Source organism: Streptomyces sp. GESEQ-4, assembly GCF_017948455.1.
Lineage (GTDB): Bacteria > Actinomycetota > Actinomycetes > Streptomycetales > Streptomycetaceae > Streptomyces.
Window position 1 is genome coordinate 185,348 of the sequence record NZ_JAFFSU010000010.1, and the last position, 25,454, is coordinate 210,801.

Genomic DNA, 25,454 nt, shown 5'->3' on the forward strand with positions numbered 1-25,454 from the left:
TTCTGTGGCCTGAGCGGAGGAAGGGGCGCATGTGAGCGCCCGCGGGGGTGTCTTGTGGGCCTCCGTGGAAGAAGGAGCGGCGTCTGGTGCGTGCGATCGCAAGGCGCCGGGAGGTCCTCGTAGCGGAGCTACTAGGGCCTTCCGGCAACGCGGCGAGCGTGCGTGCCAGACGCCGCGACGCCGCGGAGGCCCACAAGACACCCCCTACACCCTGAGCCATCACCGGACGGTGATCCGTAGCCCCTGGGTCCCGTTCCTTATCTCTCGCCTACTCCGGTCGCAGTACGACCGGGCGGCACTCACTCCACCCTTGGACGTACCAGCCCCGACTCGTACGCGATCACCACGAGCTGGGCCCGGTCCCGGGCGCCGAGCTTGGCCATGGCCCGGTTGACGTGCGTCTTCACGGTCAGCGGGCTGACTTCGAGGCGTTCGGCGATCTCGTCGTTGGAGTGGCCGCCGGCGACCTGGACCAGCACCTCGCGCTCCCGCCCGGTGAGCGCCGCGAGGCGTTCGGCACGGGCGGGGTCGCGCTCGTCGTCCGCCGCGTCGCCCTGGGCGAGGAAGCGGGCGATCAGGCCCTTGGTGGCGGCCGGGGACAGCAGCGCCTCCCCGCCGGCCGCGACCCGGATCGCGCTGAGGAGTTCCTCCGGCTCTGAGCCCTTGCCGAGGAAGCCGGAGGCGCCCGCGCGCAGCGACTGCACCACGTAGTCGTCGACCTCGAACGTCGTCAGGATCACCACCCGGACCTGCGCGAGGCTCGGGTCGGCGCCGATCATGCGGGTGGCCGCGAGTCCGTCCGTCCCGGGCATGCGGATGTCCATCAGGACGACGTCGGCCCGCTGCTCCTTGGCCAGCCGGACCGCCTCCGCACCGTCGGACGCCTCGCCCACCACCTCCATGTCGGGCTCGGAGTCGACGAGCACCCGAAAGGCGCTGCGCAGCAGCGCCTGGTCGTCGGCGAGCAGGACACGGATGGTCATACGGAGTCCTTCGCTGGGCTGGTGCGGGTCTTGACCGGCAGGATCGCATGCACACGGAAACCGCCGCCGTACCGGGGACCGGTGGTGAGAGTGCCGCTCAGGGCGCTGACCCGCTCCCGCATCCCGATCAGCCCGTGCCCGCCGCCGGCCTCGGGGGCGTCGTCCTCCCCGGCGCCGTTGTCGAGCACCGTGATCTCGATGTTCTCCCCCACGCGTACGACGCTGACCTCGGCCTTGGCCTCGGTGCCGGCGTGCTTCTGCACATTGGTGAGGGCCTCCTGGATGACGCGGTAGGCGGCCAGGTCGACGGCGGCGGGCAGCACGGTGCCGTGGTCGGCGCGGGCGACCTCGACATGCAGTCCGGCGCTGCGGAAGGTGCCGACGAGCTCGTCCAGGCGGACCAGGCCGGGCGCGGGCTCGGTCGGCGCCTCGGGGTCGTCGGACTGCCGCAACAGGCCGACGGTGGCGCGCAGTTCGTTGAGCGCGGAGCGGCTGGCCTCCCGTACGTGGGCCAGGGCCTCCTTGGCCTGGTCGGGCCGCTTGTCCATGACATGGGCGGCGACTCCGGCCTGCACATTGACGAGCGCGATGTGGTGCGCGACCACGTCATGCAGGTCCCGGGCGATCCGCAGCCGCTCCTCGGCGACCCGGCGGCGGGCCTCCTCCTCACGGGTGCGCTCGGCCCGCTCGGCGCGCTCCCGTATGGCGTGCACGACCGCGCGCCGGCTGCGGACCGCGTCGCCCGCGGTGGCGCCGATACCGGTCCAGGCGAGGACGCCGAGGTTTTCCTGCGCGTACCAGGGAAGCGGGCCGGCGAGCATCGCGGAGGCCGTCAGCACGGTCATGGTGAGCAGGCCGACGCGCCAGGTGGTGTGCCGGTCGGTGCTGGCGGCGACGGTGTAGAGCGCGATGACCGCGGACATGGCGACGGGGGCGCGCGGGTCGCCGGTGACGGACTCGATGAGCGCGAAGGTGCCGGTGACGGCGAGGACCGTCTTGGGGGCGCGGCGCCGGAAGACCAGGGCGGCGGCGCCGAGCGTGATGAGGACCAGGCTGAGGGTGTCGGGGGTGCGCAGGCTCCAGGTGACGCTGTCCTTGCCACGCGGGTCCACGAAGGAGCCGGCCACCATGCAGGCGAGCACGGCTGCCGCGAGCGCCGCGTCGAGCGCCAGCGGGTGCGTGGTCAGCCACTGCCGGGCGCGGTCGATGCTGCTCACGGTCGCAACAGTACGTCCTGGGGGCTGCCGCCCCCAGACCCCCGCGTCAGCCCGGGATCAAACCGTCGTCGCTCAGCATCTCCCGGACCTCCTCCAGTGTCGCGTCCGGGGACGGGAGGATCAGTTCCGAGGGTTCCAGGGAGTCGTCCGGCAGGGGTTCACCCAGTTCGCGGACCTTCTGGAGGAGGGCGTGGAGAGTGGCGCGGAAGCCCGGTCCGTCGCCGCTCTCCATCTCCCGAAGAAGTTCGTCGTCCAGCTTGTTCAGCTCGGTGAAGTGGCTGTCGGCCAGCCTCACCTGCCCCTCCCCCATGATCCGTACGATCATGTCGCCCTCCGTATGTGGCGATTACTGCTTGTCGAAGCGCGGGGTGTCCTGCGGCTGCTGCTGGGACTGCGACTGCTCCTTGCCGCCCTCGATGGCCTGCTGCGACGAGGGACCGCCGGCCAGCTCGGCCTTCATGCGCTGCAGTTCCAGCTCTACATCCGTACCACCGGAGAGGCGGTCCAGCTCGGCCTGGATGTCGTCCTTGTGCATACCGGACTGGTCGTCGAGGGCGCCGGAGGCCAGAAGTTCGTCGATCGCGCCGGCGCGGGCCTGGAGCTGCGCGGTCTTGTCCTCGGCACGCTGGATGGCCATGCCGACGTCGCCCATCTCCTCGGAGATGCCGGAGAAGGCCTCGCCGATCCGGGTCTGGGCCTGGGCCGCGGTGTAGGTGGCCTTGATGGTCTCCTTCTTCGTACGGAAGGCGTCGACCTTGGCCTGGAGGCGCTGGGCTGCCAGGGTGAGCTTCTCCTCCTCGCCCTGGAGAGTCGCGTGCTGCGTCTCGAGGTCCGTCACCTGCTGCTGGAGGGCGGCACGGCGGGACAGCGCCTCACGCGCCAGGTCCTCGCGGCCGAGGGCGAGCGCCTTGCGGCCCTGGTCCTCCAGCTTGGAGGACTGCGACTGGAGCTGGTTGAGCTGCAACTCCAGGCGCTTGCGCGAGGTCGCCACGTCGGCGACGCCGCGGCGGACCTTCTGGAGCAGCTCCAGCTGCTTCTGGTACGAGTAATCGAGGGTTTCGCGCGGGTCCTCGGCCCGGTCAAGGGCCTTGTTCGCCTTCGCGCGGAAGATCATCCCCATACGCTTCATGACACCGCTCATGGGCTTCGCGCGCCCCCTTCTGACGGACTACATCCAGCTCCTGCGACAGAACCCACAGTACGGGCCCTGCATCCATTACCGCACTGTTCGGGGACGGATGCGCTCATCCCCAAGGACGACTGCGTTCGGCCCTGCTCCGGCGTAGGGAGTAGGTGACCCCTGAGAGTCACCCCTGAGATCGAACCCCGGGAGCAGCGCCCCTTCTGTCCCCACTAATACGACTGGTGTTGCCGGATCGTTCCCCGTGGGGCTGGGGTCCATGCCCAAGACCCCGTACCCTTGGGTTTTGTGTTCCGTAGCCGTGCCAAGGATGAGAAGGCCGCGAACGCCGACCAGGCGTCGCTGACCGACTCCACTCAGACCCGTGACCCGCAGGCCCCGAAGGGCAGGCCCACTCCCAAGCGGAGTGAGGCCCAGTCCCAGCGCCGCAGCGTCGCCAATACGTCGATGACCCGCAAGGACGCCGCCAAGCGTCAGCGCGAGGAGCGCCGTGCCGCCCTGGACAAGCAGCGCCAGGCGCTGGCCGGCGGCGACGAGCGCTATCTGCCCGCGCGTGACAAGGGGCCGGTGCGCAGGTTCGCCCGGGACTTCATCGACTCGCGGTTCAACGTCGCCGAGTTCTTCCTGCCGATGGCTGTGGTCATCCTCGTGCTGAGCATGGTGCGGGTGGCCTCGTTGCAGAACATCGCGCTGCTGCTGTGGCTGGTCGTGATCGTGCTGATCGTGCTCGACTCGTTCGCCACCGGTTACCGCCTGAAGAAGGGTCTCGCCGAGCGCTTCCCGGACGAGAACAAGCGCGGCGCCGTCGCCTACGCGCTGATGCGCTCTCTCCAGATGCGCCGGCTCCGGCTGCCGAAGCCGCAGGTCAAGCGCGGGGAGCGGCCCTGACCGGCACGGCTTCGTTCTCGGGGGGCGCGGCGGATGCCTGGCTGAGCAAGCTGGGCGGCCTGCGTGACGTCGTACGCCAGGAGCTGGTGGCCCGCCAGCTCGACGAGCAGATAGCCGGCCGGTTCCCGGTCGGGCGGCGGCTCCGGGTACTCGATGTGGGGATGGGCCAGGGCACGCAGGCGCTGCGGCTGGCCCGGGCCGGACATCAGGTGACCGGGGTCGAACAGGATCCGAAGATGATCTCCGTGGCGCGGGAGGCCCTGTCCGCCGAGCCGGAGGGGATCCGGGAGCGGATGCGGATCGTCGAGGGCGACGGCCGTGACACCGGCGTGCACTTCCTGCCGGGCAGCTTCGACGTGGTGTTGTGTCATGGCGTGCTCATGTACGTCGACGATCCCGACCCGCTGCTGGCGGGGCTGGCCCGGATGCTCGCCCAGGGCGGTCTGCTGTCGCTGCTGGTGCGCAACGCGGACGCGCTGGCGATGCGGGCCGGCCTGTCCGGCGACTGGGCGGGCGCACTGGCCGCCTTCGACACGGTCTCCTACCGGAACCGGCTCGGGCTCAACGTCCGTGCGGACCGGCTGGACGCGCTGACCGGGACGCTGGCCGGGATCGGGGCACCGCTGCACGCCTGGTACGGCGTGCGGGTCTTCACGGACACGGCTGCCGACGGGGCGGAGGCGCCGGGCGACGTTGACGCGCTGCTGGCTGCGGAGGAGCGGGCCGGGCGGACGGATCCGTATCGGCGGGTGGGGGCGTTGCTGCATTTGTGTGGGGTGCGGGGGTAAGCGCGCCGGTCGAGGTGCCGCGATGGGTCGATTGGCGTCTGCGGGTCCGTTGTGGCTGGTCGCGCAGTTCCCCGCGCCCCTTTGGGGCGCTGCCCGTTCGGGTCAATAGCAGGGGACGGGCTTTCACCCCGACGTGAGACTCGGGGCATGGACGCTTTCCGTATTCGTGGCCTGGCGCTCGTGTGCTCCCTGGTCATCATCACCGGCTGTTCCGGGTCCGCTGAGTCCTCGGGGTCCAGGAAGACCACCACGCAGGCCGCCATGCCGGCCGTGGACAGTGAGTTGCAGGACGCCTACACGAAGGTGATCAAGGACGTGCTGCCGTCGGTCGTGCAGATCCAGGCCCGGAACGATCTGGGCTCCGGCGTGGTGTACGACGACCAGGGCCACATCGTCACCAACGCGCATGTCGTCGGGGACGAGAAGACGTTCCAGGTGACGACCGCCAACAGCGAGGACGTGCTGACCGCGAGGCTCGTCTACGCGTACCCGGACCAGGATCTCGCCGTCATCAAGCTGAACGACGTACCGGACGGGCTCAAGGCCGCAAAGTTCGGGGACTCCGCGAAGGTCGAGGTCGGGCAGATCGTCCTCGCGATGGGCTCGCCGCTCGGGCTGTCGTCGAGCGTGACGCAGGGGATCGTGTCGGCGACCGGACGGACCGTCAGCGAGGGGCGGACCGGCGGCGGTACGGGTGCGACCATCGCGAACATGGTGCAGACGTCGGCCGCCATCAACCCCGGCAACAGCGGCGGCGCCCTGGTGAACCTCGACGGCGAGGTCATCGGCATCCCGACGCTCGCCGCCACCGACCCCAACGTCGGGGACGCCGCGGCGCCCGGCATCGGGTTCGCGATTCCCGCGTCGATGGTGAAGACGGTCGCCGACCAGATCATCAAAGACGGCAAGGTGACGGACTCGGGCCGGGCCGCGCTCGGCATCACCGGCCGTACGGTCGTCGACGCCGACTACCAGGTCGCCGGGGTCGCGGTCGTCGCGGTGACGAGCGGCGGGGCGGCCGATCAGGCGGGCCTGGAGGCCGGGGACATCATCACCCAGCTCGGCGACACCGACATCACGACCATCACCTCGTTGTCGGAGGCGCTGGCCAGGCAGAAGCCGGGTGACAAGACGACGGTGACGTTCACGCGCAACGACGCCGAGAAGACGGTGGATGTGACGCTGGGTGAGCAGTGAGGAGGGGCGGCCGGTTCACGGTCGCCCCTCCCCCGTCCGTCTTACGCGTCCGTGGCGTGCAGGCTCATCGGGCCGTAGATCTCCGTGGCGTCCTCGAACAGGCGTACCTGGTCCGCACCGCCGGCGAGCAGGTCTTTCCAGTACTCGCCTAGCCAGGACTCGGCGTCGCCCTGTGTGGTGAACTCCTCGGGCTGCACTGCGGGCTGGACCTCCGCGCCGTCGGACTTCTCGAATCGCCACGTCCATAGGGCCATGTGCGCCTCCCGTGTTTGAGCGGTTACGGAGCAGAAGCGTATGCGGTTGTTCGTTGTGTGCGGCTCGGTGGGGGCTGGTCGCGCAGTTCCCCGCGCCCCTTAACGGCGTCTCCGTCACGCAAGATCAGCAGAGACCGGCGAAAATCAACTTCGTGGACGTGACTCTGCTCGGTACCGGTGCCCCCGCGGGGCTGCCCCGCCCCGAATGCCCCTGTGCGGTGTGTGCTGCCGCGCTCGGGCACGATGCGCGGGCGGCTACCGCGTTGCTCGTGGACGGGGTGCTGTTGATGGATCTGACGCCCGGTGCCGGCTTTGCCGCCGCTCGGGCCGGGCGGTCGCTCGGGGGGGTGCGGCAGGTGTTGTTGTCGCATCCGCATGATGGGCCGGCCGTGGATGTGCCGGCGGGGGTGCCGGGGCCGGGGCGGGTGCCGGACGGGCGGGAGTTGGCGTTGTTGACGGGGCATCGGGTGCGGGCCGTGGCGATGGACGCGGGCGGTACGGGGTATGCGGTGACCGCGCCGGACGGGCACCGGCTGCTGTATGTGCCGCCGGGCAGTGCGCCGGCCGGGCTGGAGGAGGGGAACGGCGAGGCGTACGACATGGTCGTGGCCGATGTCGTGGGGCGGCCGGACGCGTTGGCACGGTTGCGGGCGGTGGGGGCGGTCGGGCCGACGACGGATGTCATCGCCGTACATCTAGATCATGACGTTCCGCCGGGGAGAGAGCTGCGGCGACGGCTCGCGGCGGCCGGGGCGCGGGCCGTGCCGGACGGGACGACGCTGGTCGTGGGGGTGTATGAGGACGTACCGGATGTGCCGCGGCGGACGCTGGTGCTGGGCGGGGCGCGGTCGGGGAAGTCCGTGGAGGCCGAGCGGCGGCTGGAGGCGTTTCCCGATGTGCTGTATGTCGCCACCGGCGGGACGCGGGACGAGGACAGCGAGTGGGCCGCGCGGGTGGCCGCGCATCGGGAGCGGCGGCCGGGGTCCTGGCGTACGGCGGAGACGTGTGACCTGGTGCCGTTGCTGGCGGCCGACGGGGCGCCGTTGCTGATCGACTGTCTGTCGCTGTGGCTGACGGATGCGATGGACTCCGTCGGGGCGTGGGACGACGCGGTGTGGGCCGACGGGGGTGAGCGGGCCTTGCGGGAGCGGGTGCGGGAGTTGACCGGGGCGGTGCGGGCGTCGCGGAGGACCGTTGTCGCCGTGTCGAACGAGGTGGGGTCGGGGATCGTGCCGGCCACCGCATCCGGGCGGCGGTACCGGGACGAGTTGGGGCGGTTGAACGCGGCATTCGCGGGCGAGTGCGAGCAGGTGCTGCTTGTGGTGGCGGGGCAGGCGGTGGTGTTGCGGGGGTGAGCCGGGGTGGCTCAGGACTTGCGGGCGATGAGTCTGTAGGTGGTGGAGAAGCGGGTGCGGCTCAGGGGTGGGGAGAGGGTGCAGCCGCGGGATTCCAGTTCCGTGCGGAGGTTGTCCTGGGGGATCAGATGGGTGTGGCCCGGGTGGGTCTGGGGGCGCCATCGCCTGCCCAGGAGGGTGGCGAGCGCGGACCGCGGGTCGGGGGCCTCGATCACCAGGTGGCCCCCGCTGCGGAGAAGCGTGAGCGCGGCCTGGAGTTCCGCACGGGGGTCGGACGTGTGGTGCAGATGGTTGAGGAGGCTGACCACGTCGTAGCGCCCGCGGAGGATGGTCGTGATGTGCGGGTCCGGCAGGTTGCCCACGTAGGCCTCTTCGACGCGGTCCGCCGTGCGTGCCCGCACCACCAGCGGGCTGGGGTCCAGTCCGTCGAAGGACGTGTACGGGAAGACCTCCCGCGCCGTTTCCGGGAAGCCGGCGTCGCGTGTGCCCACGTCCAGCCAGCTCTCCGGCTCGGGCCTCAGGCGCAGCATCGCGCGGGCGGTGAGGCGGTGTTGGCGGCGGGTCGCGGAACAGGGCTTGACGTGTTCTTCCAACAGCCTGTCCTCGACCGGGCGTTGGGGGTTCTGGAACACGTGCGCGCAGTCCTGGCACTCGTCCACGGTTCTCGTACGGGCGCGGAGCTGTTTCGAACCGCACCACGGGCAGTCGTCGCGGCGTGCGGGTGGCATGGGCGGCTCCCCTGAGGACGTACGACATTCCACTGCAAAACGGAACGTATGGGATCGCGATCTTGGGCGCAATGACGTCATGTGCGCGTGGTGGCGATGTGGCGCCGGTCCGTTCGATCGGGGCCGGTACTGTTCGGCGAATGAGCTCGCTTAATCTCGACGACTTCACCGATCTGATCGAGCGCCCCGACGGCGGGGTGCGCCGCGATGCGGAGGCGCGCAGGGAGCGTCAGATCGTGCCGCCCGGAGCGCTGGGGCGCCTCGACGACCTGGGTGAGTGGCTGGCGGCGGCGCAGAGCGCCGTGCCGGTGCGGCCGATCGAACAACCGCGGGTGGTGCTGTTCGCCGGCGACCACGGCGTCGCCGAGCTGGGTGTCTCCGCGCGGCCCGCGGGCAGCGCGGGAGCGTTGGTGCGGGAGGTCCTGGAGGGCGGCCGGCCCGTTTCCGTCCTGGCCCGGCGCCTTGCCGTGCCCGTGCGGGTCGTGGACATGGCGCTGGACTGCGATCCGGAGACGCTGCCCGACGAGGTCGTACGGCATCGGGTACGGCGGGGCAGTGGACGGATCGACGTCGAGGACGCGCTGACCGCGGAGGAGGCCGAGGCCGCGTTCCTGGCCGGGGTCGCGGTGGCCGACGAAGAGGCCGACTCCGGTACGGACCTGGTGGTGCTCGGCGATGTGAGCGTGGGCGGGACCACGGTGGCGGGCGTGCTGGTCGCCGCGCTGTGCGGGACCGACGCGTCGGTCGTGACCGGGCGCGGGGGGCTCGCCATCGACGACCTCGCGTGGATGCGGAAGTGCGCGGCGATTCGCGATGCGCTGCGCCGGGCCCGGCCCGTCCTCGGGGATCAGCTGCAGCTGCTGGCGACGGTGGGCGGTGCCGACCTGGCCGCGATGACCGGCTTTCTGCTGCAGAGCGCGGTGCGGAAGACGCCGGTGATCCTGGACGGGGTCGTGGCCGCCGCCTGTGCGCTGGTGGGGCAGCGGGTTGCTTTCCGGGCGCCGGACTGGTGGCTGGCCGCGCACAGCAGCGGTGAGCCGGGCCAGGCGAAGGCCCTCGACCGCATGGCCCTCGAGCCGCTCCTCGACCAGGGCGTGACGGTGGGGGAAGGGGCGGGGGCACTGCTGGCGCTGCCTCTGGTTCAGGCCGCGGCGGCTTTGGCGGCGGAACTGCCGGAGAAGGCGGAGGAGGCCGAGGAGCCGGAAGCGGCCCCGGAGGCTGAGAAGGCGGCGGACGAGTAGGGAAAGACGGGGGCAAGCACCTCGCGGCGGGCCGTTGCCTTTGCCGTCTGGTATTTGCGGGTCGTCGCGTTCGTCAACTTCCTCAGCGCGGTGTGGGTGTCCCTGGGGCAGGACCTGCGGCGGCACAACCAGGAGAACTACTTCACGCCATATCTGCTGACCGCCGACTTCGCGTCCGGTGTGTTCACGGGGTGTCGCTCGTCCTGACCGCCGCCTTCGTGGCGTCGCTGCTCGTCGGGCGGCGGGAGTTCTACGCCAAGGGCGACCGGTCCAACCCGAAGCTCGCCGCAGCCGTCGCGCTGGGCGGGCTGCTGGTCTGTTCGCTGCTGGCGGCGCTTCTGGTGACGGTCGTCGCCGACGACTCCCGCATCCCCGGCATCTCCAGCCCCACGTGGGTCGACGTCACCATCAACGTGCTCAGCACGCTGCTCGTCCTCGCCGTCCTCTACGCCGCCTTCCGCTCCCGGCGTGCCGTCGACCCGCTCACCGAGGACGACGAGGCACGGCTGCGGGCGCTGCTGGAGCGGCACGGCGAGCGTGACTCGCTCGGGTACTTCGCGCTGCGCCGGGAGAAGAGTGTCGTCTGGTCGCCGACCGGCAAGGCGGGTGTGGTGTACCGGGTCGTGGGCGGGGTGGCGCTGGCCTCCGGGGATCCGGTGGGCGACCCGGAGGCGTGGCCGGGCGCCATCGAGCCGTGGCTGGCCCAGGCGCGTGAGCACGGGTGGATCCCGGCCGTGATGGGGGCGAGCGAGGAGGCGGGGACCGTGTACGCGCGGCACGGGATGGACGCGCTGGAGCTCGGTGACGAGGCCGTGGTGGAGGTCGCCGAGTTCACGCTGGAGGGGCGGGCCATGCGGACGGTACGGCAGGCGTACAACCGGGTGAAGCGCGCGGGGTACGTCGTCCGCATCCTGCGCCACGAGGACATTCCGGCCGACGAGATGACGTACCTGCTGGAGCGCGCGGACGACTGGCGCGACGGGGCGACCGAGCGCGGGTTCAGCATGGCGCTCGGGCGGCTCGGGCATCCGGACGACGGGCGGTGCGTGATGCTCGAATGCGCCGATGGCGAGGGCGAGTTGAAGGCGCTGCTCTCCTTCGTGCCCTGGGGGCCGCGCGGGCTCGTGATCGAGCTGCTGAATCGTGCCCAGGAGATCCAGGTCACGCAGGTTTCGCTCAACTTCGCGATGTTCCGCTCGGTCTTCGAACGTGGTGCGCGCATCGGCGCCGGACCGGTGCTGAGGCTGTGGCAGCGCGGACCTGCCCCGCATCGGCATCGCCGCGGCGCGGGCGGAGGGGTTCCTGGAGGCGCCGGGACTGCCGAAGTGGATGCACCGCAAGCATCTTCAGACGCGTAGATGAGGTCGTGTACATGAGTACGCTCGCCCGCTGGGCCCGCGCCGAATGGGGACTGCTGTACGTCGCCGTGCGCGGAGCGATCGCCGAGCGGCGGTGGCGGGCGATTCCGATGACGGTCGGCGCCGTGTGCCTGACGGCTCTGCTGCATTTCGTCCACAACCAGTCCTGGGGCTACGGGTTCGTCCAGGACGTGGGCGCCGTACGGGCCGAGGATCCCTTGTGGCTGGCGCTGCTGCGGACTCCGCTGTCGCTGTTCGTGCCCGCGCTGGATCTGCCGGTGTGGGGAGGCCTCGTGCAGATCCTGCTGGTGTTCGGGATCGCCGAGATCTGTCTGGGGTGGTGGCGCACGCTCGCCGTCGCGTACGCCGCCACGCTCGCCGGGACGCTGTACGCGCGCGTGGGCATCGCGCTCGGTCCGGACGGGCTGCTGGGGCTGCCCGCGTCGGACGCGCATGTCGTGGACACGGGGCCGTCGGCGGCCGTGGTGGGGCTCGCCGTGTTCCTCGGCTGGCGTTACCGGGCGTATGTCACCGTGGGGGCGGTGATCGTGGCGATGGTGGTCGAGGTGCTGGTGAAGCAGAACCTGGCCGGCAAGGAGCATCTGGCGGCGATCGCCGGGGTGCTGGCGCTGTGTGCCGTGTGCGCGGTGCGGGCGGCGCGTCAGCGGCGGTCGGCGGAGCGGGCCGATTCCACCGGATCGGGTTTGCCGCCGATCAGGTCCTGAAGCCGGCGACTGGGGCCGGCCCAGCGGCGGTCGTGACGGTAGGCGCGGCGGAGGGACTTGGCGCGGGCGCGGGGGCGGCGGCGGTAGAAGCGCTTGGCCCAGGGGGAGCCGGGGCGGGCCAGGCGGATCGTGCCGACCAGAGCGATGACCGGGACGATGGCGCCGAAGATCGCGGTGCGGACCTTGCCCTTGCTCAGGGCGAGCAGCGAGAAGGCGAAGTTCGTGAGGACGGTGCCGATGACGGTGGAGCGGTTCTGCAGTTCGTCGTCGTCGAGGTCGTTGACGCCGAAGGGGGTGTAGCCAACCAGGACCAGGCCGACGAGGGCGGCGGTCAGCACCACGACCTCCACGCTCTTGCGGCCCGCTTCCGTCCAGTAGACGTCGTCGAGGTGGAGGATCAGGGCGAACTCGTCGAGGAGGAGGCCCGCGCCCATGCCGAAGATCACGGCGGCGAGGGCCGAGCCGAAGCCGCGGGTGCCGCCGGATACCGCGCCGAAGCCGCCGATGACGGTGAGGACGACTCCGGGGACGACGTGATGGATGTGCACGCCGCCGGCCTCGACGTTGCCGAAGGGGCCCTTGCCGGCGCGGATGAGGCGGGTGACGAGGCGGGTGACGAGGAAGGTGACGACGAAGGCGGTCAGGGCGAGGAGCAGGGGGAGTTTGCCCGGTTCGATGATGTTGTGCTCCAGCCAGTGCCCCATGTATGACAGTTTGCCCGGTGTGGGGTGGGGTGTCTTGCGGGTGCGGCGGGTGGGTGGCTGGGGTGAGGTGGGTCGCGCAGCCCGGCGCTGACGGGGTGCCGCCTGCGCCCACCCGTCCGCCCCAGGCGGCACGCATGCCCGCAGCTTGGCGGAACGGGCTGCCGCCTGCTGGGTGGGCGCCGCGCCAGCGGCACGCATGCCCGCAGGCTGCGCGGCTGTAGCCTTCGCGGATGTTCAGGACCCCTCCCCTTCATGGCCTTCGTTTTGCCTTTGGGACGCTCACCGTGCTGCCTGTGGAGGTGGCGCGGTGGGACCGGGAGGCTGCGCGGGGTGGGATGGTGTGTGCTCCGTTGGCCGGGGTCGTCGTGGGGGGTGCTGCGGCCGGGGTCGGGTTGCTGTTGGTGTTTCTTGGTGCCGCGCCCCTGCTCGCCGCCGTCGCCACCGTCGCCGTGCCCGCCGTGCTCACTCGGGGGCTGCATCTCGACGGGCTGGCCGACACCGCTGACGGGCTCGGCAGCGGGAAGCCCGCTCAGGACGCGCTGCGGATCATGAAGCAGTCGGACATCGGGCCGTTCGGTGTGATCACGCTCGTGTTCGTGCTCCTCGCCCAGGTGGCCGCCCTGACGGAGGCTTACGACGGCTCCTGGGCCCGGGGTGCCTTCGCCGCCGTCGTCTCCGCGACCGTCGGCCGGCTGGCGCTCACGACCGCCGCGCGGGCCGGGGTGCCCGCCGCGCGGCCGGAGGGGCTGGGGGCCGCGGTCGCCGGCGTCGTACCGGTGCGCGGGGCGGTGCTGCTCGCCCTCGCGGTGACCGCGTCGGCGGCCTGCGCGGGCGCGGCTTTCGGGGCGTACGGGATCGTCCAGGCGGGTGCCGCCGTCGTCCTCGCCCTCTGTGTCGCCGAGCTTCTGCTGCGGCACTGCGTCCGCCGCTTCGGCGGGGTCACCGGCGATGTCTTCGGCGGGCTCGAGGAGACGGCGGCGACGGCGGCGCTCGTCGTTCTGTCACTGGGGTGACTCGATTTCTGTCACGGGATGGTTCGAAATCCCGCTCGGCCCTTCGCTCTCACCGCGCCCGTCACTAGTCTCGTCCGCCGAAACCGACAAGTGACCGTCTTCGGGGGGACGTCCATGCCGAAGCTTCGCCGTACCGCGGCCTGGCTCATCGACTTCGCTCTGGTGGTCGCGCTGGCCACCGGGCTCGCCGTGCTCACCTTCAACCGGATATCCGCGCTCGTCACCGACGTACCGGAACTCGCCGCGCACAGCGGCTTCGACCTGCTGACCTCACGCGGCGACGTCATCGACGCCTCGGAGAACCTGGGGCTCTCCGTGTGGAACAAGTCGGTGCTCTACGTCGAGCAGGCCTTCGCGCTGCTGATCGTGGTCACCTTCCTGTACCAGTGGGCCACGTTGACCTTCCTCGGCCGCACCCTCGGCAAGGCCCTGACGGGGCTGAAGGTCACCCCGCGCGCGGGACGCCGGGCCGCGCTGCGGGCCGCGGTCACCACCACGGCGGACGTCGTCGTGTACGCGCTCGCCTGCGTCCTGCTGATCGAGGGCCAGTTCGTGCTCTCCATGCTGGTGTGGGCCCTCGCCGTCGCCGTCTTCTTCTGCAACGCCCTGCCGGTCCTCGGCCCCAACTGCCGCTCCCTCGCCGACCGGCTGGCCGGCACGGAGGTCACGGGTCTCGGGCTGGGCACGTCCGGGACGCACCGGCCGGCCGTCGGCACGTACGGCGACGCACCCCACGGGTGGTGAGCATCCGGAAGTTGCCATGACGCCACCGCCGGGTGAACGCCCGCGGCAGAGCGAACGCTCATACGCGCGTAGGCTCGGTCCCGGGTGTTCGCCGACAGGGGGAAGGCCCCGGACGAGTCCAACCCTCAGGCCAGGTCTAGGGTCGGCCGACGGGCCCGGTCGACCCACTCCCATCGGCCACAGCAACTTCACATCGGAAGCGAGATATCACCACCGTGACTGCTCTCACTCTCAGCACCGCCGCGGCGCCCGGCCTGCGGGCCGACGCGATCGTGATCGGTGTCGCCAAGGGCGCCAAGGGACCCGTCGTCGCACCGGGCGCCGAGGCCGTGGACAAGGCTTACGACGGCAGGCTCGCCGGCGTCCTGGAGACCCTCGGTGCCTCCGGTGCCGAGGGCGAGGTGACGAAGCTCCCCGCGCCCTCGGGCTTCAAGGCCCCGCTCGTGGTGGCGGTCGGCCTGGGCGCCGAGCCGGAGAAGGACGCCCAGTTCGACGGCGAGACCCTGCGCAAGGCCGCCGGTACGGCCGCCCGCGCCCTGGCCGGCTCCAAGAAGGCCGCCTTCGCCCTGCCGCTCACCGACGCCGCCGACGCCGGTGCCGTCGCGGAGGGCGCGCTCCTTGGCGCGTACTCCTTCGACACGTACAAGGAGAACGGCAAGGGCGGCAAGGACGCGAAGAACGGCAAGGCGCCGCTCGCGGAGGTCGCCCTGCTCGGCGGCAAGCCCCGCGACAAGGCGTACAAGGCGGCCGTCGAGCGCGCCACCGCCGTCTCCGAGGAGCTGAACCGCGCCCGCGACCTGATCAACACCCCGCCGAACGACCTCAACCCGGAGTCCTTCGCCGCCGTCGCCCAGACCGCGGCCAAGGAGCACGGCATCAAGGCGCAGGTGCTCGACGTGAAGGCCCTGGAGAAGGGTGGCTACGGCGGCATCCTGGGCGTCGGCGTGGGGTCGGCCGCCGGTCCCCGGCTGGTCAAGCTGTCGTACACGCACGCCAAGGCGAAGAAGCACCTCGCGTTCGTCGGCAAGGGCATCACGTACGACTCGGGCGGCATCTCGCTGAAGCCCGCCGGGCACAACGAGACGATGAAGTGCGACATGAGCGGTGCGGCGGCCGTCTTCGGCGCCGTCGTCGCCGCCGCGCGCCTCGGGCTCGAGGTCAATGTCACCGGCTGGCTGGCGCTGGCGGAGAACATGCCGTCGGGCACGGCGACGCGGCCGGGTGACGTGCTGCGGATGTACAGCGGCAAGACCGTGGAGGTGCTCAACACCGACGCGGAGGGGCGGTTGGTGCTCGCGGACGCGCTGTGGGCCGCGTCCGAGGAGAAGCCGGACGCGATTGTCGACGTGGCGACGCTGACCGGGGCGATGGTGCTGGCGCTGGGGAACCGGACGTTCGGGGTCATGGCCAACGACGAGGCGTTTCGCTCCGCGGTGCACGAGGCTGCGGAGGAGGTCGGTGAGGCTGCGTGGCCGATGCCGTTGCCCGAGCACCTGCGTAAGGGGATGGACTCTCCCACCGCTGACATCGCGAACATGGGTGAGCGGATGGGGGGTGGGCTCGTCGCCGGGCTCTTCCTGCGGGAGTTCGTGGGTGAGGGGATCACCTGGGCGCACATCGACATCGCTGGGCCGGCCTTCAATGAGGGCGGGCCGTTCGGGTACACGCCGAAGGGTGGGACGGGGTCGGCTGTGCGGACGTTGGTGCGGCTTGCCGAGCTGACGGCTGCGGGGGATCTCGGGTGACGGTCGCCTAGCAGCTCGGTTCTGTCCGTCGTATCGCGGCTGCGGGGGTGTGGGGGCTGGTCGCGCAGTTCCCCGCGCCCCTGAAGGGGCGTTTCCCTCGGCGCTCCTTCAAAGGTGCTGCGTCTCACACCCCGGCCCCGCGTCTCGTCCTGTGCTGACAAGTGCGAAGATGGGGCACGGCAGGACAGGGCCCCACCGAAGGGCCGAAGAGTAGCGGCCGGACACCAGCCGCCTGCCGGTCACCGCAGACCGGCGTACGGCGCACATGCATGGAGGACGTGACGTGGCGAACGACGCCAGCACCGTTTTCGACCTAGTGATCCTCGGCGGTGGTAGCGGTGGTTACGCCGCGGCGCTGCGCGGGGCGCAGCTGGGCCTGGACGTCGCCCTGATCGAGAAGGACAAGGTCGGCGGTACCTGCCTGCACCGGGGTTGCATTCCCACCAAGGCCCTGCTGCACGCGGGCGAGATCGCCGACCAGGCCCGCGAGAGCGAGCAGTTCGGTGTGAAGGCCACGTTCGAGGGCATCGACATCGCCGGGGTCCACAAGTACAAGGACGGCGTGATCGCCGGTCTGTACAAGGGGCTCCAGGGGCTCGTCGCCTCGCGCAAGGTCACCTACATCGAGGGTGAGGGGCGGCTCTCCTCCCCCACCTCCGTCGACGTCAACGGCCGCCGCGTCCAGGGCCGCCACGTGCTCCTCGCGACCGGCTCCGTGCCGAAGTCGCTGCCGGGCCTGGAGATCGACGGCAACCGCATCATCTCCTCCGACCACGCCCTCGTCCTGGACCGCGTGCCGCAGTCCGCGATCATCCTGGGCGGCGGTGTCATCGGCGTCGAGTTCGCCTCCGCCTGGAAGTCCTTCGGCTCCGACGTCACCGTCATCGAGGGCCTGAAGCACCTCGTCCCGGTCGAGGACGAGAACTCCTCCAAGCTTCTTGAGCGCGCGTTCCGCAAGCGCGGCATCAAGTTCAACCTGGGCACCTTCTTCTCGAAGGCCGAGTACACCGCGAACGGTGTCAAGGTCACCCTCGCCGACGGCAAGGAGTTCGAGGCCGAGGTCCTGCTCGTCGCCGTCGGCCGCGGCCCGGTCTCCGCCGGTCTCGGCTATGAGGAGCAGGGCGTCGCCATGGACCGCGGCTACGTCCTCGTCGACGAGTACATGCGCACCAACGTCCCGACCATCTCCGCTGTCGGCGACCTGGTCCCGACGCTCCAGCTCGCGCACGTCGGCTTCGCCGAGGGCATCCTGGTGGCGGAGCGTCTGGCCGGTCTGAAGACCGTTCCGATCGACTACGACGGTGTCCCGCGGGTGACCTACTGCCACCCCGAGGTCGCCTCCGTCGGCATCACCGAGGCCAAGGCCAAGGAGATCTACGGCGCGGACAAGGTCGTCGCTCTGAAGTACAACCTCGCGGGCAACGGCAAGAGCAAGATCCTGAACACCGCGGGCGAGATCAAGCTCGTCCAGGTCAAGGACGGTGCGGTGGTCGGCGTCCACATGGTCGGCGACCGCATGGGCGAGCAGGTCGGCGAAGCCCAGCTGATCTACAACTGGGAGGCGCTGCCTGCCGAGGTCGCCCAGCTCATCCACGCCCACCCGACGCAGAACGAGGCGCTCGGCGAGGCCCACCTGGCCCTGGCCGGCAAGCCGCTCCACTCGCACGACTGACCCTCGGTCGACGAAGCGACGACTCAGACTTCCGCAATTCGTAAGGAGCAACCGAAACCATGGCGGTTTCCGTAACCCTTCCGGCGCTCGGCGAGAGCGTCACCGAGGGCACTGTCACTCGCTGGCTGAAGGCCGAGGGTGAGCGCGTCGAGGCCGACGAGCCGCTGCTCGAGGTCTCCACCGACAAGGTCGACACCGAGATCCCCTCCCCCGCCGCCGGCGTCCTGGCCTCCATCAAGGTCGCCGAGGACGAGACGGTCGAGGTCGGCGCCGAGCTGGCTGTCATCGACGACGGCACGGGCGCCCCCGCTGCCGCCCCGGCCCCGGCCGCTGAGCCCGAGCCCGCCGCGGCTCCCGAGCCCGCCCCGGCCGCCGCTGCCCCGTCCACCGAGCAGGCGGCTCCGGCCCCCGCTCCCACCGCCGAGGCCGCCGCCGGCGCCGGCTCCGCCGAGGGCACGGACGTCGTCCTGCCCGCGCTCGGCGAGTCCGTCACCGAGGGCACCGTCACCCGCTGGCTGAAGTCGGTCGGTGACAGCGTCGAGGCCGACGAGCCGCTGCTCGAGGTGTCGACGGACAAGGTCGACACCGAGATCCCGGCGCCCACCTCGGGCACGCTGCTGGAGATCGTGGTCGGCGAGGACGAGACGGCCGAGGTCGGCGCCAAGCTGGCCGTCATCGGCGTCGCGGGTGCCGCTCCGGCGGCAGCCCCGGCCCCGGCGGCACCGGCTCCCGCCGCCGCTCCGGCTCCGGCCGCGCCGGCAGCTCCGGCTGCCCCCGCCGCTCCGGCCGCGCCCGCCGCTGCCGCACCGGCTCCGGTCCAGCCCGCCGCTCCGGCTCCCGCGCCGACGCCCGCCCCCGCCCCGGTCACCCCGGCCCCGGCCGCCCCGGCTCCCGCCGCACAGGCCACCGACGAGGGCGCCTACGTCACCCCGCTGGTGCGCAAGCTCGCCGCCGAGAACGGCGTCGACCTGGCCACCGTCAAGGGCACCGGCGTCGGCGGCCGTATCCGCAAGCAGGACGTCATCGCCGCCGCCGAGGCCGCGAAGGCCGCCGCCGCTGCCCCGGCCCCCGCCGCGGCTGCTCCGGCCGCCGCGAAGAAGGCCCCGGTGCTGGAGGTCTCCCCCCTGCGTGGCCAGACCGTCAAGATGCCGCGCATCCGCAAGGTCATCGGCGACAACATGGTCAAGGCGCTGCACGAGCAGGCGCAGCTGTCCTCGGTCGTCGAGGTCGACGTCACGCGGCTGATGAAGCTGCGCGGCCGGGCCAAGGACGCGTTCGCGGCCCGTGAGGGCGTCAAGCTCTCCCCGATGCCGTTCTTCGTCAAGGCCGCGGCCCAGGCGCTGAAGGCGCACGCGCCGATCAACGCCAAGATCAACGAGGCCGAGGGGACCATCACCTACTTCGACACCGAGAACATCGGTATCGCGGTGGACTCCGAGAAGGGCCTGATGACCCCGGTCATCAAGAACGCCGGTGACCTCAACCTCGCCGGTATCGCCAAGGCCACGGCCGACCTGGCGGGCAAGGTCCGGGCCAGCAAGATCACGCCGGACGAGCTGTCGGGCGCGACCTTCACCATCTCCAACACCGGTTCGCGCGGCGCGCTCTTCGACACGATCATCGTGCCGCCGGGCCAGGTCGCGATCCTCGGCATCGGCGCCACGGTCAAGCGCCCGGCCGTCCTCGAGACGGAGGAGGGCACGGTCATCGCCGTCCGCGACATGACCTACCTGACCCTCTCCTACGACCACCGCCTGGTCGACGGCGCCGACGCGGCCCGTTACCTGACGGCAGTCAAGGCGATCCTGGAGGCAGGCGAGTTCGAGGTCGAGCTCGGCCTGTAATCGCCACTCCGCTGCAACACATCGATGCCCTTGCCCGGGAATCCCGGGCAAGGGCATCGCCCTTAAGGGGCGCGGGGAACTGCGCGACAAGCCACGAACCACCCGCACCCGCCAGACGACAGAACCTCCGAGCTACTAGGCGTGTAACTCTCCTCTCACCTGCATGGAAGCGCCCCCGTGCGCCCTTCCCGAACCGGCTGGTGGCCTTATTGTCTAAACGTCAAAGCCCTAAGGAGCCCTCATGACAGCCCCCGTCATCCACTCGCTGCGCGAACAGATCCGCGAGCACATCGTGGAAGGGATCGTCAGCGGGCGCTGGAAGCCGGGCGAGCGGATCGTGGAGCGGCGGATCGCGACCGAGCTGGAGGTCAGCCAGACCCCCGTACGCGAGGCGCTGCGCGAGCTGGAGTCGCTGCGGCTGATCGAGTCGGCGCCCAACAAGGGCGTACGGGTGCGGAATCTGACCGCCGCCGACCTGGAGGAGAGCTATCCCGTGCGGGCCGGCCTGGAGGCGATCGCGGCCGAGCTGGCGGCGGAGCGGCTGGCGCGGGACTGCTCGGCCCTGGAGCCGCACGTAGCCGCCCTGTACGACGCCGACGCCGCGTCGGACGGCACGGCGCAGGTACGGCACACGGTCGGCTTCCATCGCGAGCTGGTGCGGGCGGCCGGGAACTCGGTGCTGCTGCACACCTGGGAAGGGCTCGGCATCGAGGTGTTCACGGCGCTGTCGATCCGGTGGCTGGGGACGGTGCAGCAGTCGTACGCGGAGGAGCACGAGGAACTGGTGCAGGCGTTCCGGCGCCGGGACCCGAGGATCGCCGAGATCGTGAAGGCGCATGTGCTGGGATGCGCGCCGCGAGCCTGAGTCCACCGGCGCTCAAGTGCGGCCCGACCTGCGAAAACTCAACTAGAACTCGGCACTCCGTGCCTTCGTCGAAGACACCCCGTGCCGACTTTCTCGTGATCAAGATGTTTTGCCTCTCAACCCTTTGATCGATCATCGATCAGGGAGTTAGAGTCACGACGGGCTTCTACAGAGGCCCCACGCCCTGTCCTGCCAAAGACAAGGGCACCCCCCTTCGACTGAGGAAGGCGGCGACATGACCGACCCCAACGCCATCCAGCCGAGCGAGCTCGACCAGCTCCCCGACCGCGACCCGGAGGAGACCGCCGAATGGCAGGCCTCCCTGGACGCCGTCACCAAGGCTGCCGGGCCGCACCGTGCCGCGTATCTGATGCGCCGCACCCTGGAGCGGGCGGAGGGCAACGGCATCGCGCTGCCGAAGCTCCTCGAGACCGACTACGTCAACACCATCCCCACCGCCGCCGAGCCCGCCGTACCGGGTGACGAGGCGATGGAGACCCGGATCACCGCCTGGAACCGCTGGAACGCGGCCGCGATGGTCACCCGGGGCAGCAAATACGGCGTCGGCGGCCACATCGCCACCTTCGCCTCGGCCGCCTGGCTGTACGAGACCGGCTTCAACCACTTCTTCAAGGGCAAGGAGGCCGACGGCTCGGGCGACCAGCTCTACATCCAGGGCCACGCCTCCCCCGGCATCTACGCCCGCGCCTTCCTCGACGGCAGGCTGACCGAGCACCACCTCGACAACTTCCGCCGCGAGTCGGGCGGCAGCGGCCTCCCGTCGTACCCGCACCCGCGCCGACTGCCCTGGCTGTGGGAGTTCCCGACGGTGTCGATGGGCCTTGGCCCGCTCTCCGCCATCTACCAGGCGCGCTTCAACCGCTACCTCACCAACCGCTCCATCAAGGACGTCTCCGCGTCCCACGTCTGGGCGTTCCTCGGCGACGGCGAGATGGACGAGCCCGAGTCGACGGCGGCCCTCGCGCTCGCCGCGCGTGAGGAGCTGGACAACCTCACCTTCGTCATCAACTGCAACCTGCAGCGCCTCGACGGCCCGGTCCGCGCCAACTTCAAGATCGTGCAGGAGCTGGAGGCCCAGTTCCGCGGCGCCGGCTGGAACGTCATCAAGACGCTGTGGGGTTCGGCCTGGGACGAGCTGTTCCAGCTCGACACCACCGGCGCGCTCGTACGACGGCTGCGCGAGGTACCGGACGCGCAGGTGCAGACGTACCAGACCCGTGACGCCGCCTACATCCGCCAGGACTTCTTCGGCGCCGACCCGGCGCTCGCCGAGCTGGCGAAGCTGCTGAGCGACGACAAGATCCTTGAGCTCTTCCACCTCTCCCGCGGTGGTCACGAGGCGCGCAAGGTGTACGCCGCGTACAAGGCCGCCGTCGAGCACAAGGGCGCGCCGACGGTGATCCTGGCCCAGACGGTCAAGGGCCACACCCTCGGTGCGGGCTTCGCGTCGAAGAACGCCAACCACCAGATGAAGAAGCTGACGGTGGACGAGTTCAAGCAGATGCGTGACCTGCTTGAACTCCCCATCAAGGACAGTGACTTCGTCGACGGTGTGGTGCCTTACGGCCACCCGGGCGCCGGCTCCCCCGAGGTCCGCTACCTCCAGGAGCGCCGCGCCGCCCTCGGCGGTCCGGCCCCGGCCCGCCGTACGCATGCCGTCGCCCCGCTGCCCGCGCCCGCCGAGAAGGCCTTCACCTCCTTCGACAAGGGATCGGGCAGCCAGAACGTGGCCACCACCATGGCCTTCGTCCGGCTCGTCAAGGACCTGGTCCGCGACAAGGAGACGGGCAAGCGCTGGGTGCCGATCGTCCCGGACGAGGCGCGTACCTTCGGCATGGAGTCGCTGTTCCCGTCGCTCGGGATCTACTCCCCCAAGGGCCAGACGTACGAGCCGGTCGACCGTGACCAGCTGATGTACTACAAGGAGGCCAAGAACGGCCAGATCCTCAACGAGGGGATCACCGAGGCCGGTTCGATGGCCGACTTCATCGCCGCGTCGACGTCGTACTCCACGCACGGCGAGACGATGATCCCGTTCTACATCTTCTACTCGATGTTCGGCTGGCAGCGCACGGCCGACCAGATGTGGCAGCTCGGCGACCAGCTGGGCCGCGGCTTCCTGATCGGCGCGACGGCCGGTCGTACGACGCTGACGGGTGAGGGTCTGCAGCACGCGGACGGTCACTCGCCGGTGATCGCGGCGACCAACCCGGCGGCGCTGACGTACGACCCGGCGTTCGCGTACGAAGTCGCGGCGATCGTCAAGGACGGTCTGCGCCGGATGTACGGCGAGGCGGCGCCGGGCGAGGACCAGAACGTCTTCTACTACCTCACCGTCTACAACGAGCCGCTTCCGCAGCCCGCGAAGCCCTCCGGGCTCGGGATCGACGAGGGCATCGTCAAGGGCCTGTACCGCTTCAACACGGCCGAGTCGGCGGGCCTGTCGCCGGTCGCCAACGCCCCGCGCATCCAGCTGCTGGGTTCCGGTACGGCCATCCACTGGGCGCTGAAGGCGCAGAAGCTGCTCGCCGAGGAGTGGGGTGTCGCCGCGGACGTGTGGTCGGCGACGTCGTGGGGCGAGCTGCGGCGGGACGCGCTGGAGGCCGACGCGGCGCTGCTGCGGGGCGAGGAGCGGGTGCCGTACGTCCGTCAGGCGCTGCACGGCGCCGACGGGCCGGTGCTGGCCGTCTCCGACTACATGCGCCAGGTGCCCGACCAGATCGCGCAGTGGGTCGAGCAGGACTACTCCTCGCTCGGCGCCGACGGCTTCGGCCTCTCCGACACCCGCGACGCCGCCCGCCGCCACTTCGGCGTCGACGCCGAGTCCGTCGTCGTGGCCGCGCTGGCCCAGCTGGCGCGTCGCGGCGAGGTGAAGGCGACGGCGGTGAAGGAAGCGCGGGAGCGGTACGGGTTGTAATTCGGCCGCGGGTGAGTGGGGGCTGGTCGCGCAGTTCCCCGCGCCCCTTAAAGACAAAAGCCAGGGGCGCAGCCCCTGCTTTTAGGGGCGCGGGGAACTGCGCGACCAGCCACATCGGACCCGCACCCGCCCACGGCGCCCGGCATCATGGACCCATGCGCGCTGCCCGCCTCATCAAAATGGTGCTGCTCCTCCAGTCCCGGCCCTCCATGACCGCCGCCGAGCTGGCAACGGAGTTGGAGGTGTCCGAGCGGACCGTCACGCGGGACGCGCAGGCGCTGTCCGAGGCGGGAGTACCGGTGTACGCCGACCGGGGGCGGGCCGGCGGATACCGGCTGATCGGCGGGTACCGGACGCGGCTGACGGGGCTGCACCGCGGTGAGGCGGAGGCGCTGTTCCTGTCCGGCGTGCCGGGTGCGCTCAGGGAGATGGGGCTGGAGGACGCGGCCTCGGCGGCCCGGCTGAAGGTGTCGGCGGCGTTGCTGCCCTCCCTGCGCGACGCCTCCCGCACGGCGGCGCAGCGGTTCCATCTGGACGCGCCGAACTGGTTCAAGGAGTCCGAGACACCCGAACTGCTGCCGGTCGTCGCGGACGCGGTGTGGGACGACCGGCGGGTCACCGCCCGCTACCGCAGGGACGCGGTCGTGGTCGAGCGGGAGCTGGAGCCGTACGGGCTCGTACTGAAGGCCGGCGTCTGGTACCTGTGCGCGCGAGCCGCCCCGCACGGCTCTCCCCGGGTCTACCGGATCGACCGGTTCCAGTCCGTCGCGGCCGGTGCCGAGCGGTTCGTCCGCGACGAGGACTTCGATCTGCCCCGCTTCTGGGAGGAGCGTGCCGAGCAGTTCGCACGGTCCATCCTGCGCGCCGAGGTCGTCGTACGGCTCTCCCCGGACGGCGTGCGCAGGCTGCCGCACGCCGTCGATCCGCTCGCCGCGCGGGAGGCGCTGGCGAAGGCGGACGCACCGGACTCCGGCGGACGGGTGACGGTGACGCTCCCCGTGGAGTCCGAGGACGTCGCTCACACGCAGCTGACGGCGCTCGGTCCGGAGGCCGAGGTGCTGGCTCCCGAGAGCCTGCGCGCACGGTTCGCGGCGGACGCGGCGCGGTTGACGGCGCTGTACGAGCGATGACGCCGTACCACTCCTCACTCACTCCCGCCCCATAACAATCCGCCTCACTCCACGTGCGCCCCACCCCTCCAGGCACGATGCTGGACCCGTGATGGACGAGACGGAGTTCTGGGAGCTGGTCGACGCCAGCCGTGAGGCGGCCGAGGGCGACCCCGAGGAGCAGGCCGACGTGCTTGTGGAGCGGCTCCTCCAGCTCGACCCGGAGTCGGTCGTGGACTTCGCCCGTCACTTCGAGGCGCGCTACAACCGCGCGTACACCTGGGACCTGTGGGGCGCCGCCTGGGTGCTGCTCGACGGGGCGAGCGACGACGCGTTCGACTTCTTCCGGTGCTGGCTGATCGGCCAGGGCCGGGAGCTGTACGAGGGTGCCGTGCACGATCCCGACTCGCTCGCCGATCTGCTGGACGACTTCGACGAGGAGCTCGACGGCGACGGCGAGGAGCTGGGCTACGCGGCGGACGAGGCCTACGAGCAGCTCACCGGGTCCGTCGCCCCCGACCTCGGCATCCCGCCCGCGCCCTCGGAGCCCGAGGGCAGGCCGATCGACTTCGAGAACGAGCGGGCGCTGGCCGAGCGGTATCCCAAGCTGTGGGACCGGTTCAGGAGCTGACCCTCACCCGGCGGTGCGCCGGCGTCCCGCGTCCGACGGGATGTACGCCTGCGTCTGCTGGTCCACCCTCACCGCGTGGTGCATCGGGGCGGCGGCACGGCCCAGGGTCCACGGGCGGTCCTGGACCGGCTGCCGGTGTTCTCCCCCGGCTTCGGTGTGACTGCTGTTCATTTCTTCCCCACCTCCAGTCAGTGCGTGTGCATGACGATAGGAAGGCCGCTTCGGGAAGACCCTTGAGCCGGCTACGAGAAGCCTGTGAGAGTCAGGCCTTGACCCGGCCCGTGATCGCCTGCCTAGGGTGGCCCGTCCCGAAG

At 71.0% G+C, this 25,454-nt stretch carries 22 protein-coding genes and 2 pseudogenes; 16 read left to right on the forward strand and 8 right to left on the reverse strand.

Going from position 1 to position 25,454, the window contains the following annotated elements:
- Positions 1-299: 299 nt before the first annotated feature.
- Genes KCH48_RS21055 through KCH48_RS21070 form a run of 4 tightly spaced genes read right to left on the reverse strand, consistent with a single transcriptional unit; the run spans position 300 to position 3,320 of the window.
- Positions 300-983, reverse strand: a complete 684-nt coding sequence (locus KCH48_RS21055; RefSeq protein WP_210576204.1) for a response regulator transcription factor — start codon at positions 981-983, stop codon at positions 300-302.
- Positions 980-2,200: a sensor histidine kinase gene (locus tag KCH48_RS21060; protein WP_210576205.1), complete on the reverse strand. Its 1,221-nt coding sequence runs from the start codon at positions 2,198-2,200 to the stop codon at positions 980-982. Before KCH48_RS21060 ends, KCH48_RS21055 begins: the two co-directional genes overlap by 4 nt.
- A gap of 46 nt (positions 2,201-2,246) precedes the next feature.
- Entirely contained in the window at positions 2,247-2,525 is a 279-nt protein-coding gene (locus KCH48_RS21065; RefSeq protein WP_210576206.1) for a hypothetical protein, read from the reverse strand.
- Positions 2,526-2,546: 21 nt separating this feature from the next.
- On the reverse strand, positions 2,547-3,320 hold the full coding sequence (locus tag KCH48_RS21070; protein ID WP_246885656.1) for a PspA/IM30 family protein: 774 nt from the start codon (positions 3,318-3,320) through the stop codon (positions 2,547-2,549).
- A gap of 280 nt (positions 3,321-3,600) precedes the next feature.
- Here KCH48_RS21070 and KCH48_RS21075 point away from each other — a divergent pair.
- The 3 genes and pseudogenes from KCH48_RS21075 (at position 3,601) to KCH48_RS21085 (ending at position 6,214) form a co-directional block, all read left to right on the forward strand.
- A pseudogene (locus KCH48_RS21075) lies at positions 3,601-4,229 on the forward strand (DUF3043 domain-containing protein).
- Positions 4,230-4,315: 86 nt separating this feature from the next.
- On the forward strand, positions 4,316-5,017 hold the full coding sequence (locus KCH48_RS21080) for a methyltransferase domain-containing protein (protein WP_210576208.1): 702 nt from the start codon (positions 4,316-4,318) through the stop codon (positions 5,015-5,017).
- Positions 5,018-5,164: 147 nt separating this feature from the next.
- Positions 5,165-6,214: a S1C family serine protease gene (locus tag KCH48_RS21085; RefSeq protein WP_210576209.1), complete on the forward strand. Its 1,050-nt coding sequence runs from the start codon at positions 5,165-5,167 to the stop codon at positions 6,212-6,214.
- Positions 6,215-6,255: 41 nt separating this feature from the next.
- Here the strand turns inward: KCH48_RS21085 and KCH48_RS21090 are convergent, their stop codons facing one another.
- Positions 6,256-6,468, reverse strand: coding sequence for a hypothetical protein (locus KCH48_RS21090; protein ID WP_210576210.1), 213 nt, complete (start codon positions 6,466-6,468; stop codon positions 6,256-6,258).
- A gap of 152 nt (positions 6,469-6,620) precedes the next feature.
- On the opposite strand from KCH48_RS21090, the gene KCH48_RS21095 reads away from it, so the two are divergent.
- Positions 6,621-7,823, forward strand: coding sequence for a bifunctional adenosylcobinamide kinase/adenosylcobinamide-phosphate guanylyltransferase (locus KCH48_RS21095; protein ID WP_210576211.1), 1,203 nt, complete (start codon positions 6,621-6,623; stop codon positions 7,821-7,823).
- An 11-nt stretch (positions 7,824-7,834) separates the two neighbouring features.
- Here the strand turns inward: KCH48_RS21095 and KCH48_RS21100 are convergent, their stop codons facing one another.
- Positions 7,835-8,551 (reverse strand): class I SAM-dependent methyltransferase, encoded by a 717-nt coding sequence (locus KCH48_RS21100; RefSeq protein ID WP_210576212.1) that lies wholly within the window; start codon positions 8,549-8,551, stop codon positions 7,835-7,837.
- A 140-nt stretch (positions 8,552-8,691) separates the two neighbouring features.
- Here KCH48_RS21100 and cobT point away from each other — a divergent pair, with 140 nt between their 5' ends.
- From cobT to KCH48_RS21115, 3 genes and pseudogenes are all read left to right on the forward strand, one after another.
- A complete protein-coding gene (gene cobT, locus KCH48_RS21105; protein WP_210576213.1) occupies positions 8,692-9,792 on the forward strand; it encodes a nicotinate-nucleotide--dimethylbenzimidazole phosphoribosyltransferase in 1,101 nt (366 codons plus the stop codon).
- A gap of 54 nt (positions 9,793-9,846) precedes the next feature.
- A pseudogene (locus KCH48_RS21110) lies at positions 9,847-11,154 on the forward strand (phosphatidylglycerol lysyltransferase domain-containing protein).
- Between the two features lie 10 nt (positions 11,155-11,164).
- Entirely contained in the window at positions 11,165-11,875 is a 711-nt protein-coding gene (locus tag KCH48_RS21115; protein ID WP_210576214.1) for a hypothetical protein, read from the forward strand.
- On the opposite strand, the gene KCH48_RS21120 is transcribed toward KCH48_RS21115, so the two are convergent.
- Positions 11,812-12,579, reverse strand: coding sequence for a hypothetical protein (locus KCH48_RS21120; protein ID WP_210576215.1), 768 nt, complete (start codon positions 12,577-12,579; stop codon positions 11,812-11,814). The two genes, KCH48_RS21115 and KCH48_RS21120, sit on opposite strands and share 64 nt — an antisense overlap.
- A gap of 230 nt (positions 12,580-12,809) precedes the next feature.
- On the opposite strand from KCH48_RS21120, the gene KCH48_RS21125 reads away from it, so the two are divergent.
- The 9 genes from KCH48_RS21125 (at position 12,810) to KCH48_RS21165 (ending at position 25,140) form a co-directional block, all read left to right on the forward strand.
- On the forward strand, positions 12,810-13,592 hold the full coding sequence (locus tag KCH48_RS21125; protein WP_210576216.1) for an adenosylcobinamide-GDP ribazoletransferase: 783 nt from the start codon (positions 12,810-12,812) through the stop codon (positions 13,590-13,592).
- A 114-nt stretch (positions 13,593-13,706) separates the two neighbouring features.
- Positions 13,707-14,336, forward strand: coding sequence for an RDD family protein (locus KCH48_RS21130; RefSeq protein ID WP_210576217.1), 630 nt, complete (start codon positions 13,707-13,709; stop codon positions 14,334-14,336).
- 215 nt (positions 14,337-14,551) lie between these two features.
- Positions 14,552-16,081 carry a leucyl aminopeptidase gene (locus tag KCH48_RS21135; protein ID WP_210576218.1) on the forward strand — a complete coding sequence of 510 codons (1,530 nt, stop codon included), beginning with the start codon at positions 14,552-14,554 and terminating at the stop codon, positions 16,079-16,081.
- A gap of 283 nt (positions 16,082-16,364) precedes the next feature.
- Positions 16,365-17,753, forward strand: a complete 1,389-nt coding sequence (gene lpdA, locus KCH48_RS21140) for a dihydrolipoyl dehydrogenase (protein WP_210576219.1) — start codon at positions 16,365-16,367, stop codon at positions 17,751-17,753.
- A 59-nt stretch (positions 17,754-17,812) separates the two neighbouring features.
- Positions 17,813-19,597, forward strand: coding sequence for a 2-oxoglutarate dehydrogenase, E2 component, dihydrolipoamide succinyltransferase (sucB, locus tag KCH48_RS21145; protein WP_210576220.1), 1,785 nt, complete (start codon positions 17,813-17,815; stop codon positions 19,595-19,597).
- Positions 19,598-19,838: 241 nt separating this feature from the next.
- Positions 19,839-20,462, forward strand: a complete 624-nt coding sequence (locus KCH48_RS21150) for a GntR family transcriptional regulator (protein ID WP_210576221.1) — start codon at positions 19,839-19,841, stop codon at positions 20,460-20,462.
- A 235-nt stretch (positions 20,463-20,697) separates the two neighbouring features.
- Complete coding sequence (aceE, locus tag KCH48_RS21155; RefSeq protein ID WP_210576222.1) at positions 20,698-23,400, forward strand: pyruvate dehydrogenase (acetyl-transferring), homodimeric type; 2,703 nt, start codon at positions 20,698-20,700, stop codon at positions 23,398-23,400.
- 155 nt (positions 23,401-23,555) lie between these two features.
- The gene (locus tag KCH48_RS21160) at positions 23,556-24,530 is read left to right on the forward strand and encodes a YafY family protein (protein ID WP_210576223.1); all 975 of its coding nucleotides are present in this window, start codon (positions 23,556-23,558) and stop codon (positions 24,528-24,530) included.
- Positions 24,531-24,621: 91 nt separating this feature from the next.
- The gene (locus KCH48_RS21165) at positions 24,622-25,140 is read left to right on the forward strand and encodes a DUF4240 domain-containing protein (protein ID WP_210576314.1); all 519 of its coding nucleotides are present in this window, start codon (positions 24,622-24,624) and stop codon (positions 25,138-25,140) included.
- 3 nt (positions 25,141-25,143) lie between these two features.
- On the opposite strand, the gene KCH48_RS21170 is transcribed toward KCH48_RS21165, so the two are convergent.
- Complete coding sequence (locus tag KCH48_RS21170) at positions 25,144-25,311, reverse strand: hypothetical protein (RefSeq protein ID WP_210576224.1); 168 nt, start codon at positions 25,309-25,311, stop codon at positions 25,144-25,146.
- Between the last annotated feature and the right edge of the window lie 143 nt (positions 25,312-25,454).

Excerpts from the sequence above, each read along its gene's own strand:
- KCH48_RS21055 (WP_210576204.1), bottom strand. The coding sequence starts at position 983 with ATGACCATCCGTGTCCTGCTCGCCGACGACCAGGCGCTGCTGCGCAGC.
- KCH48_RS21065 (WP_210576206.1), bottom strand. The coding sequence starts at position 2,525 with ATGATCGTACGGATCATGGGGGAGGGGCAGGTGAGGCTGGCCGACAGC.
- KCH48_RS21070 (WP_246885656.1), bottom strand. The coding sequence starts at position 3,320 with ATGGGGATGATCTTCCGCGCGAAGGCGAACAAGGCCCTTGACCGGGCC.
- KCH48_RS21085 (WP_210576209.1), top strand. The coding sequence starts at position 5,165 with ATGGACGCTTTCCGTATTCGTGGCCTGGCGCTCGTGTGCTCCCTGGTC.
- KCH48_RS21090 (WP_210576210.1), bottom strand. The coding sequence starts at position 6,468 with ATGGCCCTATGGACGTGGCGATTCGAGAAGTCCGACGGCGCGGAGGTC.
- KCH48_RS21100 (WP_210576212.1), bottom strand. The coding sequence starts at position 8,551 with ATGCCACCCGCACGCCGCGACGACTGCCCGTGGTGCGGTTCGAAACAG.
- cobT (WP_210576213.1), top strand. The coding sequence starts at position 8,692 with ATGAGCTCGCTTAATCTCGACGACTTCACCGATCTGATCGAGCGCCCC.
- KCH48_RS21115 (WP_210576214.1), top strand. The coding sequence starts at position 11,165 with ATGAGTACGCTCGCCCGCTGGGCCCGCGCCGAATGGGGACTGCTGTAC.
- KCH48_RS21120 (WP_210576215.1), bottom strand. The coding sequence starts at position 12,579 with ATGGGGCACTGGCTGGAGCACAACATCATCGAACCGGGCAAACTCCCC.
- KCH48_RS21125 (WP_210576216.1), top strand. The coding sequence starts at position 12,810 with ATGTTCAGGACCCCTCCCCTTCATGGCCTTCGTTTTGCCTTTGGGACG.
- KCH48_RS21130 (WP_210576217.1), top strand. The coding sequence starts at position 13,707 with ATGCCGAAGCTTCGCCGTACCGCGGCCTGGCTCATCGACTTCGCTCTG.
- sucB (WP_210576220.1), top strand. The coding sequence starts at position 17,813 with ATGGCGGTTTCCGTAACCCTTCCGGCGCTCGGCGAGAGCGTCACCGAG.
- KCH48_RS21150 (WP_210576221.1), top strand. The coding sequence starts at position 19,839 with ATGACAGCCCCCGTCATCCACTCGCTGCGCGAACAGATCCGCGAGCAC.
- aceE (WP_210576222.1), top strand. The coding sequence starts at position 20,698 with ATGACCGACCCCAACGCCATCCAGCCGAGCGAGCTCGACCAGCTCCCC.
- KCH48_RS21160 (WP_210576223.1), top strand. The coding sequence starts at position 23,556 with ATGCGCGCTGCCCGCCTCATCAAAATGGTGCTGCTCCTCCAGTCCCGG.
- KCH48_RS21165 (WP_210576314.1), top strand. The coding sequence starts at position 24,622 with ATGGACGAGACGGAGTTCTGGGAGCTGGTCGACGCCAGCCGTGAGGCG.
- KCH48_RS21170 (WP_210576224.1), bottom strand. The coding sequence starts at position 25,311 with ATGAACAGCAGTCACACCGAAGCCGGGGGAGAACACCGGCAGCCGGTC.